The 19,241-nt window shown below is 65.4% G+C and carries 7 protein-coding genes; 3 read left to right on the forward strand and 4 right to left on the reverse strand.

Annotated features, from left to right (window positions below):
* Positions 1 to 7 precede the first annotated feature (7 nt).
* The 3 genes from QP803_RS20150 to QP803_RS20160 form a co-directional block, all read right to left on the reverse strand.
* Positions 8 to 427, reverse strand: a complete 420-nt coding sequence (locus tag QP803_RS20150; protein ID WP_284945246.1) for a DUF2382 domain-containing protein — start codon at positions 425 to 427, stop codon at positions 8 to 10.
* Positions 428 to 535: 108 nt separating this feature from the next.
* Positions 536 to 940, reverse strand: a complete 405-nt coding sequence (gene cueR, locus QP803_RS20155; protein WP_350356045.1) for a Cu(I)-responsive transcriptional regulator — start codon at positions 938 to 940, stop codon at positions 536 to 538.
* Positions 937 to 3,069, reverse strand: a complete 2,133-nt coding sequence (locus QP803_RS20160; protein ID WP_284945247.1) for a heavy metal translocating P-type ATPase — start codon at positions 3,067 to 3,069, stop codon at positions 937 to 939. The genes cueR and QP803_RS20160 overlap by 4 nt, the downstream gene beginning before the upstream one ends.
* 101 nt (positions 3,070 to 3,170) lie before the next feature.
* Here QP803_RS20160 and QP803_RS20165 point away from each other — a divergent pair, with 101 nt between their 5' ends.
* Positions 3,171 to 4,346, forward strand: coding sequence for a M20 aminoacylase family protein (locus tag QP803_RS20165; RefSeq protein ID WP_284945248.1), 1,176 nt, complete (start codon positions 3,171 to 3,173; stop codon positions 4,344 to 4,346).
* Here the strand turns inward: QP803_RS20165 and QP803_RS20170 are convergent.
* On the reverse strand, positions 4,312 to 4,470 hold the full coding sequence (locus QP803_RS20170; RefSeq protein ID WP_284945249.1) for a hypothetical protein: 159 nt from the start codon (positions 4,468 to 4,470) through the stop codon (positions 4,312 to 4,314). The two genes, QP803_RS20165 and QP803_RS20170, sit on opposite strands and share 35 nt — an antisense overlap.
* Before the next feature lie 304 nt (positions 4,471 to 4,774).
* On the opposite strand from QP803_RS20170, the gene QP803_RS20175 reads away from it, so the two are divergent.
* Positions 4,775 to 6,193, forward strand: a complete 1,419-nt coding sequence (locus QP803_RS20175; protein ID WP_284945250.1) for an autotransporter strand-loop-strand O-heptosyltransferase — start codon at positions 4,775 to 4,777, stop codon at positions 6,191 to 6,193.
* Between the two features lie 2 nt (positions 6,194 to 6,195).
* Positions 6,196 to 19,116: a Hint domain-containing protein gene (locus QP803_RS20180; RefSeq protein ID WP_284945252.1), complete on the forward strand. Its 12,921-nt coding sequence runs from the start codon at positions 6,196 to 6,198 to the stop codon at positions 19,114 to 19,116.
* Positions 19,117 to 19,241: the final 125 nt, after the last annotated feature.

The following is a 19,241-nucleotide window of genomic DNA, read 5'->3' on the forward strand; positions in this document are numbered from 1 at the left end:
AAATTCCTTATGTTTCGGTGGTGATGGGAATGGTGAAATCGGCCACGGCAGGCTCTGCCTCCCGTGTCACGACAACGTCCTGGTGGTGCAGCGTCACCTGTTCGGAGTGCTGCTCCACAAATCGATTTCGACGGATCCTGACTTCTTCCCGAATGAGGAAACGGCGCACGATGACCTCCTCAACAATCGGAATGATCAGTACATCGCCTTCTTCGCGCGGTTGCGGCATCGTATCTGTCAGAGTACCAACTTCGACATGCTCGACATCGACCGTATGGCGAATGAGGTCTTCGGTGATCGTTTTTTGCGAGGTCTTAGTCTCGACACAGACCCGCACGCGCGCAGTCACGACCTCGCGCTTTGAGACGGCTACGCTCTCGGCTTGGAGCGGAATGATGATGTCGTCTGGATCGAGTTGGATCGTCATCACCCCTCCGTGCTTGCGCGTCAGACCTCACAGGTGGAGGGCGGGGAAGGCGATACGAGCGACAATTGCGCGACATCGCGCCTGCTCGCCAGTTCGTGTTTTCCGAGATCAGTTCACGGAAATGTCAGATAGCTCATCAATGATTGGGCAATCCGGGCGATCGTTCCCCTCGCAGCGATCCGCGAGATGGCGCAGCGCATGACTCATTTCCGCGAGCGCGCGTGCTTTGGCGTCGAGCGCCTGCGCATGGGCCAGCGCCAATTGCTTCACCTCGGCGCTGGACCGATGCTCATCGCGCCACAGGGCCTGGAGTTCGCGCATCTGATCGACGGAAAAGCCGAGGTTGCGCGCGCGCTTGAGGAAGCGAAGCGTCTGCACATCGGACGCGGCATAAAGCCGATAGCCGGCGGCAGTGCGCGCCGGCGGGCGGATCAGGCCGACCTCCTCGTAATAGCGGATCATCTTGGCGGAGACGCCGGAGGCCGTCGCGGCCTCGCCGATGTTCATGCTCATGCCCCGGGTTTCCAGCGCCGCAGCAACAGCGCGCTCCCGACCACACTGACGCTGGAAAAGGCCATGGCGGCGCCAGCGACCATCGGGCTCAACAGGCCCGCCGCCGCCAGCGGAATGCCGATGAGGTTGTAGACGAAGGCCCAGAACAGGCCTTGGCGGATGCGCCGATAGGTGCGCGCGGCAATATCCAGCGCGGCGGGCACCAGCATCGGGTCGCCGCGCATCAGCGTGATGGCGGCAGCGGCAGCGGCGACATCGGTGCCCGTCGCCATGGCGAGGCCCAGATCGGCGGCGGCGAGTGCCGCGGCATCGTTCACGCCGTCCCCCACCATCGCGACCGCACCGTTGCGACGGAGGTCGGTGATGGCCGCCGCCTTATCGGCGGGCAGGGCCTCGGCGCGGACGTCGTCTATGCCCAGGGCTGCCGCGGCCACCCGCGCCGCGCCGGCATTGTCGCCGGTCAGCAGCACGACGGTGAGGCCCCGTGCCCGCAAGGAGGCCACGGCTTCAGCCGCGCCAGGTTTCAGCGCATCCCCGAAGGCGAGCAGGCCGAGGACGGCGCCCTCGGCCTCGGCGAGATAGGACACGGTGCGGCCATCGGCTTCCAGCCGCCGCGCGTCTTCCGCCAAAGCACCTATGGCAATGCAACGCTCCGCCATCAGGCGCCCGCTGCCGAGCAGCAAGCGGCGGCCCTCGACCTCGCCTTCCACGCCACGGCCGGGGATCGCGCGCAGGCCCGATGCCGGCCGCAGGTCTGTCATCGTGTCGCGCAAGGCGCGGGCGAGCGGATGCTCACTGCCCGCCTGCAAGCTGGCGGCGAGGTGCCGCAGACTGTCCTCTGTCGTGCCGGGTGCGGGAAGCAGCTCCACCAGGGCCGGCCGACCTTCGGTCAGCGTTCCCGTCTTGTCGAACACGACGGTGCGGATCGCCTGCGCCTGTTCCAGCGCGGCGGCATCCCGGATCAGGATACCGTGGCGCGCGGCGATGCCCGTGCCGACCATGATGGCGGCTGGCGTCGCGAGGCCGAGGGCGCAGGGGCAGGCGATGACCAGCACCGTGACGGCGTTGATGATGGCGACCTCGACGCCCGCGCCATCCAGCCACCAGCCGAGGCACGTGAGCGCCGCGAGGCCGATGACCACGGGCACGAAGATGGCGCTGACGCGATCGACCAGACGCTGCACCGGCGGCTTGGCGGACTGGGCATCCTCCACCAGCCGCACCATCCGCGTGAGCTGGCTTTCGGCGCCGATGGCCGTGACGTCCGCGACCAGCAGCGCCTCTCCGTTCATCGCGCCGCCGATCAGCCGGCTGCCCGGTGTCTTGAACACAGGTAGGCTTTCGCCGGTGAGGAGGCTTTCGTCATTGCCGCCGCTGCCCTCCCGCAGCGTGGCATCGGCCGCGATCCGCTCGCCGGCGCGAATGACCAGCACATCACCGACCCGCAGAGCGGCCGTGGAGACCTCGGTCTCGCGGCCGTTGCGGCGAATGCGGGCGCGCTCCGGCCGCATCTGCTCCAAGGCGCGGATGGCGCCCCCGGCTTGGCGACGGGCCCGCGCCTCCAGCCATTTGCCCAGCCGCACCAGAGCGATGACGGCGGCCGAGGCCTCAAAATAGAGATGATCGTGTCGCCCGGCCGACAACTCCCACAGGCTGAGGGCGAAGGCGGCGGTGGTGCCCAGCGCCACCAGCGTGTCCATGTTGGCAGTGCCCGCGCGGAGCGCCTTCCAGGCACTGACGTAGAAGCGTGCGCCGAACACCGCCTGCACGACGCCCGCGAGGATGAGCTGAACCCAGGCCGGCCAGCTGAAGCCGAGCAGCATCGGCAGAACCAGTGGCGCCGCGAGGATCAGCGCCAGGGCGGCAGCCAGGCCATCCCGCGTGACGGGCGCCGGCTGCCCGATCGGCTGCGCGGCATAGCCGGCCGCGAGCAGGGCGCGGGCGACGGCCGACATATCGAAGCCGGGGCTGGAGGTGACGGAGGCGCGTTCGGTCGCCAGATTGACCGAGACGTCACGCACGCCCGGCACGGCCGCGATGGCGCGCTCCACCCGCCGCACGCAGCCGGCGCAGGTCATGCCGCTGACGCCGATCTCCTGCCTTGAGACGTCGAGAATACCTTGATCCATGGAGCGGAGATGGACCTTCCCATCATGGGAAGGTCAAGTCTCTATTGTCCCCGCTACCGACTATCCGCACAGTGCGGAACGCGCAGCTTCGGAGCGACCCCATGCCGATCATCAACCGCATCGCCGATTTCCACGATGACATGACCGCTTGGCGGCAGGATATTCATGCCCATCCCGAACTCGGCCTGCAGGAACATCGCACCAGCGCCCTGGTGCAGGATCTGCTGCGCGGCTTCGGCGTCGATGACGTGGTGACCGGAATCGCCCAGACCGGCGTCGTCGGCGTCATTCGGGGCCGCACCGACACGGGTCGTGCCATCGGCCTGCGCGCGGATATGGACGCGCTGCCGATCACCGAGGAGACGGGGCTTCCATACGCCTCCCAAACCCCGGGCCTGATGCATGCTTGCGGCCATGACGGCCACACCACCATGTTGCTCGGCGCCGCCCGTTACCTCGCCGAGACCCGCAATTTCGACGGCACCGTCTATGTCATCTTCCAGCCGGCGGAGGAGAATGGCGGCGGCGGCAACCTGATGGTGCAGGAGGGGCTGTTCGAGCGTTTCCCCATGCAACAGGTCTTCGGCATGCATAACTGGCCGACACTGCCGGCCGGCACCTTCGCCTGGCGCAATGGCCCGGTGATGGCGGCCACCGGCAGTATCGAGATCACGGTCACCGGCCGGGGCGCCCATGGCGCCAGGCCGAATGCCGGCATCGACCCGATTTTGGTCGCGGCCCATATCGTGACCGCGCTGCAATCCATCGTCGCGCGCAATATGGAGCCGACCGAGGCCGGCGTTGTCACCATCGGCCATATCTCGGCCGGTCGCGCGGAAAACGTGATCCCCGAACGCGCCCTCATGAAGGGCACCGCGCGCTGGTTCCTGCCCGAGGTCGGGGATTTGCTGGAGGCCGGCGTCGATCGCATCGCCCACGGTGTGGCGGCGGCCTTTGGTGCGACGGTGGAGGTGAGCTTTCGGCGCTCCTATCCCGCCACGATCAATGACGAGGCGGCGACCACCATGGCGCGTACCGCCGCGACCACCGTCGCCGGTGCAGCGCATGTCGAGCATATGATGCGGCCGACGATGGGGGCCGAGGATTTCTCCTATATGCTGAATGCCAAGCAGGGCAGTTACATCATGCTCGGCGGCGGGAAAGGCGAGGACGATTACGGCGTCCATCACCCACGCTACAACTTCAATGACGAGATCCTGCCTGTCGGCGCGTCCTACTGGGTTACGCTGGCGGAGCAGCTGCTTCCGCGCGCATAGGCGGCAGCGCGATCGCGAACCGCAGGCAGTCCAGCTCGAACAGGACCGGTGGCGGCGCGCCCCGCCGCAGGAACTCCGCGAAGCTCGGCGGCACATCGTCAAACGGTTGGGATGCCTGGGGCATGACCGGTCCTGGTGATTGATTCTATACCGTTACGTGAGCGCGACGCTGCGGTTTCATAGGACGGCGGAAGATCACCTCGTCGTGTTCTTCGTTAACCCACGCATGCCGCACCGCACGGGCCGGTGGATTGCGTTGCGCTTTTCCACCCTCCGAGACGTTTCTGCCCCGGCATAGGGCGGAAAAGCGGAGCGCATTCCGCCACGCAGCGGCCTCCGGCCCACCCCTCATTTAGCCCCCGTAAAGCATTCTTTAAGGCGCTGCCTGATACGGGCTGGAGCCACGACGAATATCGGGAGTTGGAACGATGGACGGTGGCACTCGCCTTGCGGATCGCCTTGATGAGCCTTCGGCGTCGGAAGCGACCCCGGCGATCGCCGAGACTCTGATTCTGTCCAACCTCGTTTCGTCCGAGGTCGCGTCTCCTGCTGAGAGTGGGGCGCCTGGCAACGGCGCCGTCATCCAGCCGAACAAGTCGAGCTTCCCACCGCCCGCCGATTTGCCGACGCAGCTCGGCCCACAGGGCATCCGGTTTGACTTCAATCACGGCGCCCGCATCTCCCTGCCCAATCGCACCGAGGGCAAGTGGCGCGTCCGCCTGCGCGACCTTGATGCCGGCAATATCCTGTTCCAGAGCGACAACCAGGGCGCGATGGTGACCTCCACTAAGCGCTTCTACATCCGCTTCGGGCTGGACGTCTGGTCGATCGACGACGCGGGCAATGCCACCGAGGTCATGACCCATGTGTATGACGCGCGTGGGAAGGACGTCCTCATCCACTTCCCGGTCGGAACCTTGGGCGATACGATGGGATGGTTTTCCTACGCCGCGCGCTTCGCCAAGGTCTATGGCGCGACGGTGACCTGCGCCATGTCGGGCCTGATCATCCCCATCCTCAAGGACGCCTATCCCGACATCCGGATGGTGACGCATCAGGAGTCGATGGACCAAAAACTGGCCGACAGCGCCTATGCCACTTATTGCCTCGGTCTGTTCTTCGACGATGCCGAGTGCAACTGGCAGCCCACGGATTTCCGCCATGTCGGCCTGCACCGCACCGCCGGCTATATCCTCGGCGTCGATCCCACGGAGGAAGCGCCGCGCCTCGTCTTACCGGATGAGAGCCGGCCGATCCCCGAACGCTATGTCTGCATCGCCGTGCAAGCCTCCACGCAATGCAAGCAGTGGAACAACCCGCAGGGCTGGCACGATGTCATCGCCTTTATCAAGGCGCAGGGCTTTCGCGTCATCTGCATCGACCAGAAAGCCGTCGGTGGCACCGGCATCGTGTGGAATCACATTCCGCATGGCGCGGAGGATCAGACCGGTGACCGGCCACTCACCGAGCGTGCGCGCTGGCTGCGCCACGCGGATGCCTTCATCGGCTTGAGCAGCGGCCTCGCCTGGCTCGCCTGGGCGGCCGGCTGCCCGGTGCTGATGATCAACGGCTTCACCCACCCGAATAACGAATTCGACACGCCCTATCGCGTCATCAACTGGCACGCCTGCAACAGCTGCTGGAACGATGTGCGCCATCGCTTCGACCATCATGATTTCTTGTTCTGTCCACGTCACAAAGGCACGGACAGGCAATTCGAATGCACCAAGCTGATCACGTCCGAGCACGTGATTTCCACCATCAAACGGATACCCGGTTTCGCCGAGCGGGCCATGACCACCGTGCTCAGTGCTGAGCCCGCAACAGACGCCCAAGGGAATATCTGATCATGACCACCTATACCGTCACCAACGGCGTCACCAGCAGCGGCCTCGTTCTCAGCGGCGTTGATGTCATCAACATCTCCGCCGGCGGCACCGCCGTCAGCACCACCATCAAGAACGGCGCCAACGAGTTCATCTATACGGGTGGCACCGCCATCTCGACCGTGTTGAGCAGCGGCGGCGTCGAGACCGTCACGGTGGGTGGCACGGCGCGCAATACCAGCGTCACCAGCAGCGGCACCGAGATCATTTCCGGCGGCACGGCCAGCGGAACGGTCATCTTCGGCGCCGGGCTTGAGACGGTGTATTCCGGCACCGCCGTCAGCACGACCGTGAGCAGCGGCGGCAAGCAGATTACCTCGGCGGGCGGCACTTCCATCGCCACCACTCTGGCCAGCGGCGCCACGGAAGTCATCTCCACGGGCGGCCTCACGATCGGCACGATTCTGGTCAGCGGCGCCACCGAAACAATTGCCGTCGGCGGCACCGCGTCAGGCACGGTGATCAGCAGCGGCGCCATTGAAACTCTCTCCTCCGGCGTCACCGGCTATGGTGAAGTCGTCAGCAGCGGCGGCGAAGTCAACGTCTTGTCTGGCGCTGTGGTGAGCGGCGCGACCGTTCTCAACCAGGGCAGCTCTGGTTCCCCTGGCGGTCTTGGTGTTGAGGTGCAGAGCGGCGGCACGTCGATCAGCACCACGATCAGCAGTGGCGGCTACGAAAATATTAATGGCACTGCGATTAGCACGACCGTCAGCAGTGGCGGTGGATTGTATCTGTTTGGGGGCAAAACGACTGGAACGGTCGTTTTGAGCAGCGGCGTCGAGGTCTTGTCCGCCGGCGGCGTCACGACGGCGACGATCGTTAGCCTTGGCGGTGTGCAGATCGTGTCTGCCAACACGATTGCTAGCGGCACGATTGTCTACGCGGGCGGTGTCCAGAGCGACGTCGGCACCGGCTACAACACGAGCTACGGCACGACGGGCACGATTCTGAGTGGGGGCACCGAAATCGTCGCTTCCGCGAATGCCTATAACACCACTGCCTTGAGCGGCGGTGTGGTCAGCGTCGGGCTCAATGGTGGCTTGAGTAACGGTGTTATCGGCAACCTCGGCACCGCCTATATTTCGACGAATGTTGCCGGTGGCGGCGAGGTCGGTTTAACGCTGTTGAGCGGCGGGACCGAGATCCTCGCGGGCGTTGCCGTTGCGCTGAGCGACACGGTCAGCAACGGCGCCATCCAATACGTTTCGTCCGTAGGTGTGGTCTCCCTCACCACGGTCAGCGCTGGCGGTTCGCAGGTGGTGGTTGGCGGTGGCACGGCGCTCGGCACGACGGTTCTCAGCGGCGGCTCGCAACTCGTCAATGCGACCGGCATCGCCAGAGCCACCGTCATCAGCACGAGCGGCTCGCAATTCGTGTCCTTCGGCGGCACGGCGAGCGGCTCGGTGATCAGTAGCGGCGGCAGCGAGGTCGTTTACTCCGGCGGTATCAACGTTAGCGGCCTCGTCGCCTCGAGCGGAAGGCTGACTCTCTCCGCAGGCGCCATCCAGACCGGCACGCTTACCGTCTCCGGCGGCACAGTGTCTGCCGCTGGTGCGGTCGTTTCGGGTCAGGTCGTTGTCAATTCCGGCGGCATCGTCAGCAATCTGATTGTGTTGAGCTATAATGAGACCATCGGCTCGGGTGGTACGCTTATGAGCGCCGTTGTGAGCAGCGGTGGCACCGACAGCGTCGTTACAACCGGCGTCGCGATTGGCACAATCGTCAGCAGCGCTGGCACGGAGAGTGTCCATGACGGTGGCGTGGCGAGCGGCGCGACGGTTCTCTTCAGTGGCTACCAGAACGTGTATTCGAGCGGCACTGCGATCAGCACCACCGTCAGCAGCGGCGGCGTGCAGTCTGTCTTTTTCGGCGCCACTGCGAGCGGCACCACCGTTAGCAGTGGCGGTAGCGAGGTCGCGTTTTCCGCAGGCGTGACGACAGCCACCGTCCTATTGAGCAGCGGTAGCGAGACCGTGTCTTCCGGCGCCATCGCGAGCGGCACCATCATCAGCAATGGCGGCGTCGAGTTCGTATCCAGCGCCGGCATCGCGCGGGGCACCATTCTCAGCAATGGCGGCACTGATCTTATCTTAACGAGTGGCGTCGCCAGCGGGACCGTGATCCTGTCAGGCGGCTACGAGCAGATCTTCACCGGTGGCGTGGCCAGCAATACCATCGTCAGCAGCGGCGGCACGGATTACGTCTATTCGGGCGGCATCGCCAGCAATGTGGTCGTCAGCAATGTCGGCACATTGTCCGTGATCAATACCGGCAAAACCGTCAGCGCCATCATCAGCAGCGGCGGCTATGAGAATGTGTCCGCCGGCGGTGTGGCGAGTGCCACCATCATCCTGCGCGCCGGTTATGAGGTTCTGTCCGCAGGCACCGCCAGCGGCACGGTCGTCAGCAGCGGCGGCTTCGAAATCGTTTCCGCCGGCGGCGTCGCGCGGGGCACCACCATCAGCACCGGCGGCAGCCAGACCGTGTCCGCCATCGGCGTCGCAAGCGCGACCGTGGTCTCCAGCGGCGGCGTGGAAACCGTCGCTTCGGGCGGCACCGCCTTCTCCACCACCGTCAGCAGCGGCGGTAAGGAGGTTGTGAGTTCGGCCGGCATCATCAGCGGCGCCACGGTCCTCAGTGCCGGTTCGATGACGCTGGCTTCCAGCGCCTATCAATACGGCTCCATCACCGTCTCCTCCGGTGGCACGCTGATCGAAACTTCCGGCACCAAGGTCTTCGGCAATACCACCTTGTACGGTGTCGGCAGCAACCTCATCGTCGGCAGCTCCGGTGCGGTCGGGCACTCTATCATTGCTTCGAGCGGCGCGACCGCGATCGGCACGCTTGTCGCGAGCGGTGGTAGTCTATCTGCGTTGTCCGCCAGCACGATCATTGGCACGACCATCAGCAGCGGCGGCGTCGCGAGTGTGAGTTTCGGTGCTACGGCCAGCACGACCACCGTGACAAGCAGCGGCGTTCAGGCCGTTTACGGCACGGCCCTCAGCACTACCGTCAGTGCCGCTGGCAGCAGTGTCGTCTCCTCCGGCGGCATCGACAGCGCCACGACTGTCAGCGCCGGTGGCCTGGATATCGTCTCCTCCGCCGGTATCGCGCGCGGGACGATCGTCAGCAACGGTGGCGTCCAGACCGTAATCGGCGGCGGCACGGCGAGTGGCACGGTGGTCTATGCTGGCGGCGTCCAGAGTGACGTCGGCACCGGCTACACGGTCATAGCTGGTACGACCGGCACGATCCTGAGCGGGGGCACTGAGATCGTCGTATCGGCAAACGCCTTCAACACTACGGCCTTGAACGGTGGTGTCGTGAGCGTCGGGCTCAATGGCGGCTTGTCCAACGGTGTCATTGGCAACGGAGGCACTGCCTATATTTCGACCACGGTCGTTGGTGCCGGTGAGAATGGTTTGACGCTGTTGAGCGGCGCGACCGAGATCCTGGTCGGCGTGGCCGTTGCGCTAAGCGACACGGTGAGCAGCGGCGCGATTCAATACGTGTCGTCCGCCGGTGTCGTATCCCAAACCACCATCAGCACTTTCGGTTCGCAGGTTGTTGTTTCCGGCGGCACGGCGAGTGGCACTACGGTGCTCAGCGGCGGCAGGGAAATCGTCTCCTCCGGCGGCACCAATCTCAGCGGCATTATCGCCTCCAGCGGCACGTTGGTTCTGGCTTCCAGCGCCACCCAAACCGGTACGCTGACCGTTTCCGGCGGCACTGTGTCGGCGTCCGGCGCCGTCGTTTCGGGTCAGGTAATTGTCAGTGCCGGCGGCATCGTCAGTAATCTCACCGTCCTGGGCGGCTATAATGAGACCATCGCCTCGGGCGGCACGCTTGTTATCGCCGTCGTGAGCAGTGGTGGCGCCGACAGCGTCGTTACAACCGGCGTCGCGATTGGCACAATCGTCAGCAGCGCTGGCACGGAGAGTGTCCATGACGGTGGCGTGGCGAGCGGCGCGACGGTTCTAAGTGGCTACCAGAACGTGTATTCGAGCGGCACTGCGATCAGCACCACCGTCAGCAGCGGCGGCGTGCAGTCTGTCTTTTTCAGCGGCACTGCGATCGGCACGACCGTTAGCAGCGGCGGTAGCGAAGTGGTCTTCTCTGGCGGTCTCACCTCCGCGACGATCGTGTTGAGCAGCGGTAGCCAGACTGTGTCTTCGGGCAGCACGGTGAGCGGCACGATCGTCAGCAATGGCGGCCTCGAGATCGTGTCCAGCGCCGGCATCACCAGCGGCACCACCATCAGCACCGGCGGCACGGAAATCGTCTCCTCCGCCGGCACGGCGACCGGCACGGTGGTCAGCACCGGCGGCAGCATGACGCTGATCGGCGCCGCCAAATCCATCTCCGCCACGCTGCTCATCGGGGCCACGGAAGCCATTTCCTCCGGCGCCGTCGCCAGCGGCACGGTTGTCAACAGCGGTGCCACGGTCATCATCTATTCCGGCGGCACGGCGAGTGGCCTCGTGCTCAAAAGCGGCGGCACCGAGGTGATCTTTGCCGGCGGCACGGCCATCGGCACGATGATCAGTAGCGGCGCTTCCGAAAACGCATCCGCCGGCGGCACCGTCATCAGCGCGGTCGTCAGCAGCGGCGCGACCGAGACCATCTCTGCCGGCGGCACCGCGATCGGCACCACGGTTTTGAGCAGCGGTATCGAATACGTTTCTGGTGGCGGCACCAATGTCAGCGGCGTCGTCTCCTCCGGCGGCGCGCTTAATCTCTCTGCAGGCGCCATCCAGACCGGCACCTTGTCGGAAGGTGGTGTGCTTGCCGCATCTGGCGCCACGATCAATGGCAATGTGATCGTCATGAGCGGCGGCACCGCCACCAGCCTGACGATGCTGAATACCTATGTTCTGACCGTCAATTCCAGCGGCACGGCCATTGGCACCACCTTGAACAATGGCGCCGCCACCTCGGTTCTGTTCGGTGGCGTTGAGAGCGGAACAACGCTTTCCTCGGGTGCAGCTGTTCAGGACTACGGCAGGATCGTTGGCACCACGGTCCTGGGTATTGAGAACATCTATTCTGGCGGCGTCGCCAGCGGATCGATCGTCAGTAGCGGCGGCGTGGAGAATGTCTCCATCTCGGGCCTGACATCCAACGTCACCGTCAACAATAGCGGCTATGAATACGTTATCGGCACGACCATCGGCACAACCCTTAACAGCGGCGGCGTCGAGAAGGTGTCGGCGAGCGGCACTGCGTTTGGCACGGCCATTGGTACGGTGATCAATAGCGGTGGCTTCGAGGCCGTGTCCTCCGGTGGCATTGCCAAAGGCAACATTGTCAATAGCAGTGGCGTCCAGACCTTGTCCTCCGGCAGTGTCGCGAGCAACACGATCGTGAGCAGCGGCGGCATGGAGAACCTGGTTTCGGGCGGTGTCACCGTTGGAACGATCGTCTACAGCAGCGGCGTGCAGACGCTTGGGGGTAGCGGCAACTTTTACGTTGTGACCACAGGCACCGTTCTGTCCGGCGGCACTGAGAACGTTGTGTACGGCTTGGCTTCCAATACGACGGCCACGGCCAGTGGCACGCTGTATTTGAGCGTTGGTTCGGCCTACAATACTGTGGTGTCGAGTGGCGGCGCCATCAGCGCCTTGAACTACGTGTCTGCGAACACGATCAACACGCTTGTCGGCAACGGCGGCAGCGAGTGGCTGTCCGGGACTACAGACACCGCAGTTTCCACGACGCTGCTAAATGGGGCGACTGAAACCGTGTTGGGGGGCGGCACCGAGCTTTCCACTACGGTGAGCAGCGGTGGCATCCAGTTCGTATCGTCCGGCGGAAACTTCATCGGCGGCATCATTAGCGCTGGCGGTTCGGAGGTTGTGGTGTCCGGCGGCACGGCGCTCGGCACCACGGTTCTCAGCGGCGGCACGGAAATTGTGTTGTCCGGTGGCACGACCAGTGGCGGGCTTGTTGCATCTGGTTTGGAGATCCTGAGTGCGGGTGCCAAGCAGATCGGCACGCTCACCGTGAGCGGCACTGGCGCCGTGCTATCGGCAGCCGGCGCGACTCTTAATAACGTCAATGTTTATGGCGGTGGCATCGTCAGCAACGGCACCTACGGTTCTGGCGCGGGTGACGGCGTCTTTTCCGGCGGCACCACGACCGGAACGGTCGTCTCCAACGGTGGTGCGGACATCGTTTTGGCCAGTGGCACCGCGATCGGCACCACCGTCAGCAGCGGCGGCGCGCAGTATGTGCAGTCCACCGGGGGCTTGGGGCTCAGCACCACGGTAAGCAGCGGCGGCACCCAATCCGCCTATTCCGGTGGTGTGCTAAGCGCCGCCATCATCCTTAACAGTGGCAACCAGTCCGTCTATTACGGCGGCACGGCGATCGGCACCGTGGTCAGTAACGGTGGCCTTGAAACCGTCTTTACGAGTGGCACGACGATCGGCACGATCGTCAGCAGCGGCGGTAGCCAGCTTGTCTTCCAGGCGAGCGGCTCCGCCATCGGCACCATCGTCAGTAGTGGTGGTCTGGAAACGATTGCTTCCTCGGGTGTGACCACGGGCACCATCCTGTTGAGCGGCGGCCGGCAGGTCCTCTACCAGACCGGAGCCATTGCGAGCGGCACCATCATCAGCAATGGCGGTAGCGAGACGGTGTCTAGCGCGGGCACCTCCATCGCCACCGTCATCAGCAACGGCGGCACGGAATTCGTCTCCTCCGCCGGCATCGGCAGTGGCACGGTCATCAGCGCCGGCGGTGTCGAGATCATTTCGACCGGCGGCTCCGGCCTCCGCACGACGATCAGCACCGGCGGTTCGGCCGTGGTGTCCAGCGGCGGCGTGGATATCAGCGCCACCGTGCTCAGCGGCGGCTATGAAGTGATCTCCGTCACCGGCGTGGCGAGCAGCACTATCATCAGCAGTGGTGGCTTCCAGCTGATCTCTGGCGGCACGGTCATCGGCGCGGTGATTTCCTCCGGTGGGTCGGAGACCGTCTTCACATCCGGCTCCGCCGTCAGCGTCACCATCACCAGCAGCGGCACGCAGGTCGTGTCCTCCGGCGGTGTTGCCAGCAATACCTTTGTGAGCCAAGGCGGGCAGGAGCTTGTGCTCGCCAAGGGCACCACCGTCGCCACCACCGTCAGCAGCGGCGGCATCGTCGGTGTCTCCTCCGGCGGGTTGGCGAGTGTCACCACACTCAGCGCCGGCGGGTCCGAGCAGGTGTCCTCCGGCGGAACGGCCGTCGGCACGATCGTCAGTTCCGGCGGCAGCGACACGGTGCTGTTCTCCGGCAAGGCGACCAGCACGACCGTCAACAGCGGTGGCGCGGAATATGTGCAGTCGGGCGGCAAGGCGACCAGCACGACGGTCAATGCCGCCGGCGTTCTCTATGACTCCGGCACCACGGTCGGCGCGCATCTGAACTCCGGCGCCATTGAATACGTCGCCTCCGGCGGCATCGCGAGCGGCACCGTTCTCAGCAGCGGCGCGATCATGTTCGTGCTGTCCGGTGCCACGGCGCAGAACACCGTGTCCAGCGGCGGCACGGTGGTGTTCGGCGGCGGCATCATCACCTTCAGCGCCACCGGCGGTGTCACCAATAACGGCAACCTCACCAGCAACCTGGTGGTGGGCAGCGGCGTCAAGCAATACGACCTTAGCGGCGGCACGGCGGTCAGCACCCTCATCAGCAGCGGCGGGCAGGAAGTGGTCTTCGCGGGCGGTATCGCCAGCGGCGCCATCGTGGCTACCAGCGGGTTTGAGACGGTATCCTCCGGCGGTGTCGCCACCGCCACCATCGTCAGCAACGGCGGCAGCCAGACGGTGGCTGGCGGCATCGTCACCAGCACCAATATCCTAACCGGCGGCACCGAAATCGTTTCCCTCGGCGGTATCACCAGCCTCACCCGCGTCGCCGGCACCGACCAGATCCTGTCCGGCGGCCTGGCCACCGGCACCATCGTCAGTGCGGGCGGCACGGAAATCGTGTCTTCCGGCGGTATCTCGGTGTCGGCCACGGTTCTGTCCACAGGCGCCGAGCGCGTCATCGGCGTCACCACCGGCACGCTGGTCAGTGCCAGCGGCACGGAGTTCATCTCCTCCGGCGGCTATGCCAGCTCCACGATCTTCAAGGCCGGCAGCGGCGTCATCTACTCCGGCGGCACCGCCAGCAACGCGGTGTTCAGCGCGGGCAGCCAGACCGTCTTCGGCGGCGGCCTCGCCATCAGCGATACGCTGCTGAGCGGTGCGGTGGTCAGCGACTTCGGCATCACCAGCGGCACGCTGGTCACCAGCGGCGCCGAGGTGGTGTCCTCCGGCGGCGTGGCCAGCGCCACGGTGCTGAAGGTGGGCAGCCAGACGGTGTTCAGCGCGGGCACGGCGCTCGGCACGGTGGTGAGCAACGGCACGACCGAAATCGTGTCCGCCGCCGGCTCGTCCCTCAGCGCGAATGTCTTGGCAGGCGGGACCGAAACGGACTTCGGCACCACCACGGGCACCATCCTGAACGGCGGCAACGAAATCGTCTCCTCCGGCGGCGTCGCCAGCGGCACGGTGATGATCGCCGGCAGCCAGACGGTCGCCCTCAGCGGCGTCGCGAGCCTCACCGTGGTCAGCAACGGCTTGACGGAAATCGTGCAGGCCGGCGGCAAGTCCGTCAGCGGCACGGTGCTGGCCGGCGGCACCGAGACGGTGGCGGGCAGCACCAGCGCGATGAACCTGAGTGGCGGCACCGAGGCTTTGGCCACGGGCGCCGTGGCGACCGGCACGACGGTCTTTAGCGGCGGCGTGCAGACCGTCGCCTCCGGCGCGGTCACCAGCCTCTCGGTCGTCAGCAGTGGCGGCAGCGAGACGGTGGCCTTCGGCGGCCGCGCGGTCAGCGCTTCGGTGGTTTCGGGCGGCACGGAGACGGTGGCTGGCACCACCACGGGCACGATCCTCGCCGGCAACTCGCTCACGCTGATCTCGGGCACCAGCGTGGAGGTTCTGCTCTCGGGTGGCTCTGCCACCTCGACGCTCATCCTCGTCAATGGCAACCAATCCGTCACCGCGGGCGCCGTTGCCAGTGGCACGGTCGTCAGCTTCGGCGGCAGCGGGACGGTGGCCTTGGGCGGCAAGTCGATCAGCGGCGTTGTGTCGGTGGGCGGCACGGAAACTGACTCCGGAACGACCACGGGCACGATCTTGGCCTCCGGGAGCGAGACGGTCGTAGCGGGTGGCGTTGCCAGCGGCACGGTGGTGAATGGCGGTAGCCAGACCGTCGCCTCGGGCGGTGTCGCGAGCAACACGGTCTTGTCCGGTGGGACCTCGACGGAGATCGTCGCCCTGAGTGGCAAGTCGATCAGCGCCACTGTGTCGAATACCGCGCGGCAGATTGTTTCCGGCGTCACGACCGGCACGGTGCTCAGCGCTCTTGGCTTCGAGGTCGTCTCACAAGGGGGCGTCGCCAGTGCCACGGTCGTCAGCTCTGGCGGCACGATCGACGAGTTCTCCGGCAATGACTTCAACACGACGATCCTATCCGGTGGCATCGAATACCTCTCGGGCGGCACCGCGACATCGGCGACCGTGAGCAGTGGCGGCAGCTTCGTGCTCAGCGGCGTGGGCACGGCCCTCGCCACGACCGTGAGCAGCGGCGGCAGCATCTCAGTCACCAGCAGCGGCATCACGAGTGGGACGCATCTGCTGAGCAGCGGATACGAATATGTGTCGGCGAACGGCACGGCCCTCGGCACGGTCATCAGCAACGGTGCCATCCAATACGTCTCCGCCCCCGGCATCTCGATCAGCACCTCGATCCTGACCGGCGGCAAAGAGATCGTGCAGGGCTACGCCTACTATACCGACATCGGCAGCGGCGGCACGGAGACGGTCTACGCCAACGGCGTGGCGGTCAGCGTGACCGTGGAAACCAGCGGCACGCTGTCCCTGACCGCTGGCGCGCAGACCTTGGGCAACATCACCCTGGTCGGCAGTGGCGGGACCATTGCCATCGCGGGCACAGTGATGCCGACGGCGGTCATCAGCGGCTTCACCGTCAGCGACAATATCCAGCTCACGACCGTCGCCTATGACGCCGCCGGCACGGCGAGCCTGAACGCCACCACGGATGTGCTGACGATCACTGAAAACGGCAGCGCCTATAACATCCAGCTCGCCGGTACCTATACCAACCAGTATTTCCACCTCGCCTCCGGCACGACGGGCACCACGCTCATCACCAACGGCACGCCCTGCTATTGCGCGGGCACGCTGATCCTGACCGACCGGGGCGAAGTGGCTGTCGAGGATTTGCTCGTCGGGGACAGGCTCGTCACGATGTCGGGCGTCGCCAAGCCGCTGCGCTGGATCGGCACGCGCAGCTACAGCGGCCGCTTCGCGAAAGGCAATCGGGACATTCTGCCCGTGCTCATCAAGCAGGGCGCGCTGTCCGAGAACACGCCGAAGCGGGACCTGTTCGTGTCGCCGCTGCATGCGATGTTCCTCAACGGCGTGCTGATCCCCGCTCTGTCCCTGGTCAATGGCATCTCCATTCTTCAGGCCGAGACGGTGGATGTGGTCGCGTATTTCCATCTCGAACTCGACGCGCATGACGTGATCCTCGCCGAGGGCTCATTGTCCGAGACCTTCGTCGATGATTACAGCCGCGGCATGTTCCACAATGCGGCGTCCTTCAAGCTGCTCTATCCAGATGCGAAGCGGATGCCGGCCCGCTATTGCGCGCCCCGTGTGGAAGATGGAGAGGAGCTGGATGTCGTGCGTCGGGCGCTGGTTGCCCGGGCACGTGGCGGCTTCGCTTCCGTCATCAACAGCGACCCGCATATCGGCCCGTCTGGGCGGATGCGCAGCCATCTCGATCTCGTCGGCACCGAGGAAATCCTGGGCTGGGCCTGGCGCGAGGAGACGCCGAATACGCCGGTGATGGTGCGCATCCTCGACAATGGTGTCGCCATCGGCGAAGTGCGGGCGGATCAGCCCCGGGCGGACTTGGTCGAGGCGGGGATTGGCGACGGCTGCTACGGCTTTGCACTATCGGTTCCTGGCGGTCTGTCGCCCGAGACGCGGCATGTCATCCAGGCGCAATGGGTGTCCGATGGGGCGGAGCTGCATGGCTCGCCTTTCGTCCTGGAAGCGACGTCGGTTGCCGCGCCGGTGGCCCTTCAGGTGGCGGATGTGGCAGAAGCGGAGCCGACCGAAGCCGCCTTCTCGCGTGGCAATGTCGAGACCGTGGCGCGGGACCGTATCGGCGGCTGGGTCTGGGACGAGCGTTCCCCTGACGAGGCGGTCACTCTGCAGATCGTTCTCGACACGGGGGAAGTCATCGCCAGTGTGGTGGCGAACCGATATCGCCGCGATCTGGAAGAGGCCGGCATCGGTGACGGACGCCATGCCTTCGACGTGCGCATCCCTGGCCTGGCGCCGCTGGCGCGCCATGTCATTCATGTGCGTCGCGCGGCGGATGGGTCCGAGCTGGAGAACTCACCGGTGGTGATCGAAGCGGCGACGCGCTTCGATGAAGGGCTGGAACATGCCGTGACCAATGCGGTGGCCGAACTCGGCGCCGATGGCGATGAAACGCACGTTCTGTCCTTCCTCATGGCCCAGGCCGATCGGCTTCTCCAGAAGCGGGCGGCGATTGAGGGTCAGCGGGAGGCGCGGGAGGCGCATCAGCAGTTCCGCAGGCGCTGGGGCTCGGCTCTGCCGACGGGCAAAGGCTTGGACGAAAGCCTGGGATTGATGGCGCAGGGTTTCGCCGATCCAGGGCTGCGTGCCCTGGTGGTGGATGCGGAGGTTCCGCATCCTGACCGCGATGCCGGGTCGCAGGCCATCCTGTCCCATATGCGGGCGCTCCAAAGCCTCGGCTATGCCGTGAGCTTCGTCGCCGCCCAAGAATTGGCTGCGAGCGGCCCGGCGGTGGCGGCACTGGAGGCGGAGGGCATAACCTGCTGCCGGTCGCCCTTCTATGCCTCGGTGGAAGATGTTCTGCGACGTCAGACTCAATGTTTCGACGTCATCTATCTGCATCGCGTTTCGAATGCGTCGAAATATATGGCCCTTGCCCGGCAATATTGCTCGAACGCGCGCATTCTCTACTGCGTCGCGGATCTGCATTACCTCCGTGTGTCGCGGCAGGCCGAAGCCGAGGAGCGGCCGGACCTGCTTGCGGAAAGCAATCGGCTGCGTCTGGCGGAATGCACGGCTACCTGGGGGGCGGATGCTGTGCTCACCCATTCATCCTATGAAGCCGCTTTGCTCCGCGATGCGGTTCCGGATGCCCAGATCCATGTCGTTCCGTGGGAGACGGAGATGCGGCGGGTGACCGTGCCCTTCGATGCACGGCACGGCGTGGCTTTCATCGGCAATTACGGCCACAGCCCGAACGTCGATGCGGCGCGCTTCCTCGCCGAGGAGATCATGCCGCTGGTCTGGCAGCGCGACCCCACCATCGCCTGCCTGTTGGTGGGAAGCGCGATGCCCGAGACGGTCAAGCGCTTGGCACGTCCTGGCCTGATCCCGATCGGTCATGTGCAGGAGCTGACGACGATCTTCGATCGCGTGCGGCTGACGGTGGCGCCCATGCGCTATGGCGCCGGTGTCAAAGGCAAGGTCCTCACCAGCCTTGCCTCGGGCGTGCCGTGCATCATGAGCCCCATGGCGGCCGAGGGGATCAACCTGACGCCCGAACTGGTGGGTCTGGTCGGACATTCGGCGGCGGAACTTGCGGCTCTCATCCTGCATTTCCATGCAGAGAACGGCGCCTATCATGTCGCCTCCGAAGCCGGGATCGCCCTGATCGAGGCGGGCTTCGGGCCGGCCCAGGTGGCGGCCGGCCTTCAAGCGGCGATCGAGGGACAGCTGCATTGGGACGCGGAGCCGCTGTCACGGGCCGCTGCCGACTAGAGCCAGATCGCATCGGGTTAAATCGCGCAGCGATGGAACCCGATGCGTAACTTTGTCTCTCAACCCTCTCTCAGAGCGCTGTTCATGCGAGCGCGCTCTGAAACCGCAGTGACCATCGGAGACGG

Origin of the sequence: Acidisoma sp. PAMC 29798 (assembly GCF_030252425.1) — a bacterium.
Taxonomy (GTDB): Bacteria; Pseudomonadota; Alphaproteobacteria; order Acetobacterales; family Acetobacteraceae; genus Acidisoma; species Acidisoma cladoniae.

Excerpts from the sequence above, each read along its gene's own strand:
- QP803_RS20150 (WP_284945246.1), bottom strand. The coding sequence starts at position 427 with ATGACGATCCAACTCGATCCAGACGACATCATCATTCCGCTCCAAGCC.
- cueR (WP_350356045.1), bottom strand. The coding sequence starts at position 940 with ATGAGCATGAACATCGGCGAGGCCGCGACGGCCTCCGGCGTCTCCGCC.
- QP803_RS20160 (WP_284945247.1), bottom strand. The coding sequence starts at position 3,069 with ATGGATCAAGGTATTCTCGACGTCTCAAGGCAGGAGATCGGCGTCAGC.
- QP803_RS20165 (WP_284945248.1), top strand. The coding sequence starts at position 3,171 with ATGCCGATCATCAACCGCATCGCCGATTTCCACGATGACATGACCGCT.
- QP803_RS20170 (WP_284945249.1), bottom strand. The coding sequence starts at position 4,470 with ATGCCCCAGGCATCCCAACCGTTTGACGATGTGCCGCCGAGCTTCGCG.
- QP803_RS20175 (WP_284945250.1), top strand. The coding sequence starts at position 4,775 with ATGGACGGTGGCACTCGCCTTGCGGATCGCCTTGATGAGCCTTCGGCG.
- QP803_RS20180 (WP_284945252.1), top strand. The coding sequence starts at position 6,196 with ATGACCACCTATACCGTCACCAACGGCGTCACCAGCAGCGGCCTCGTT.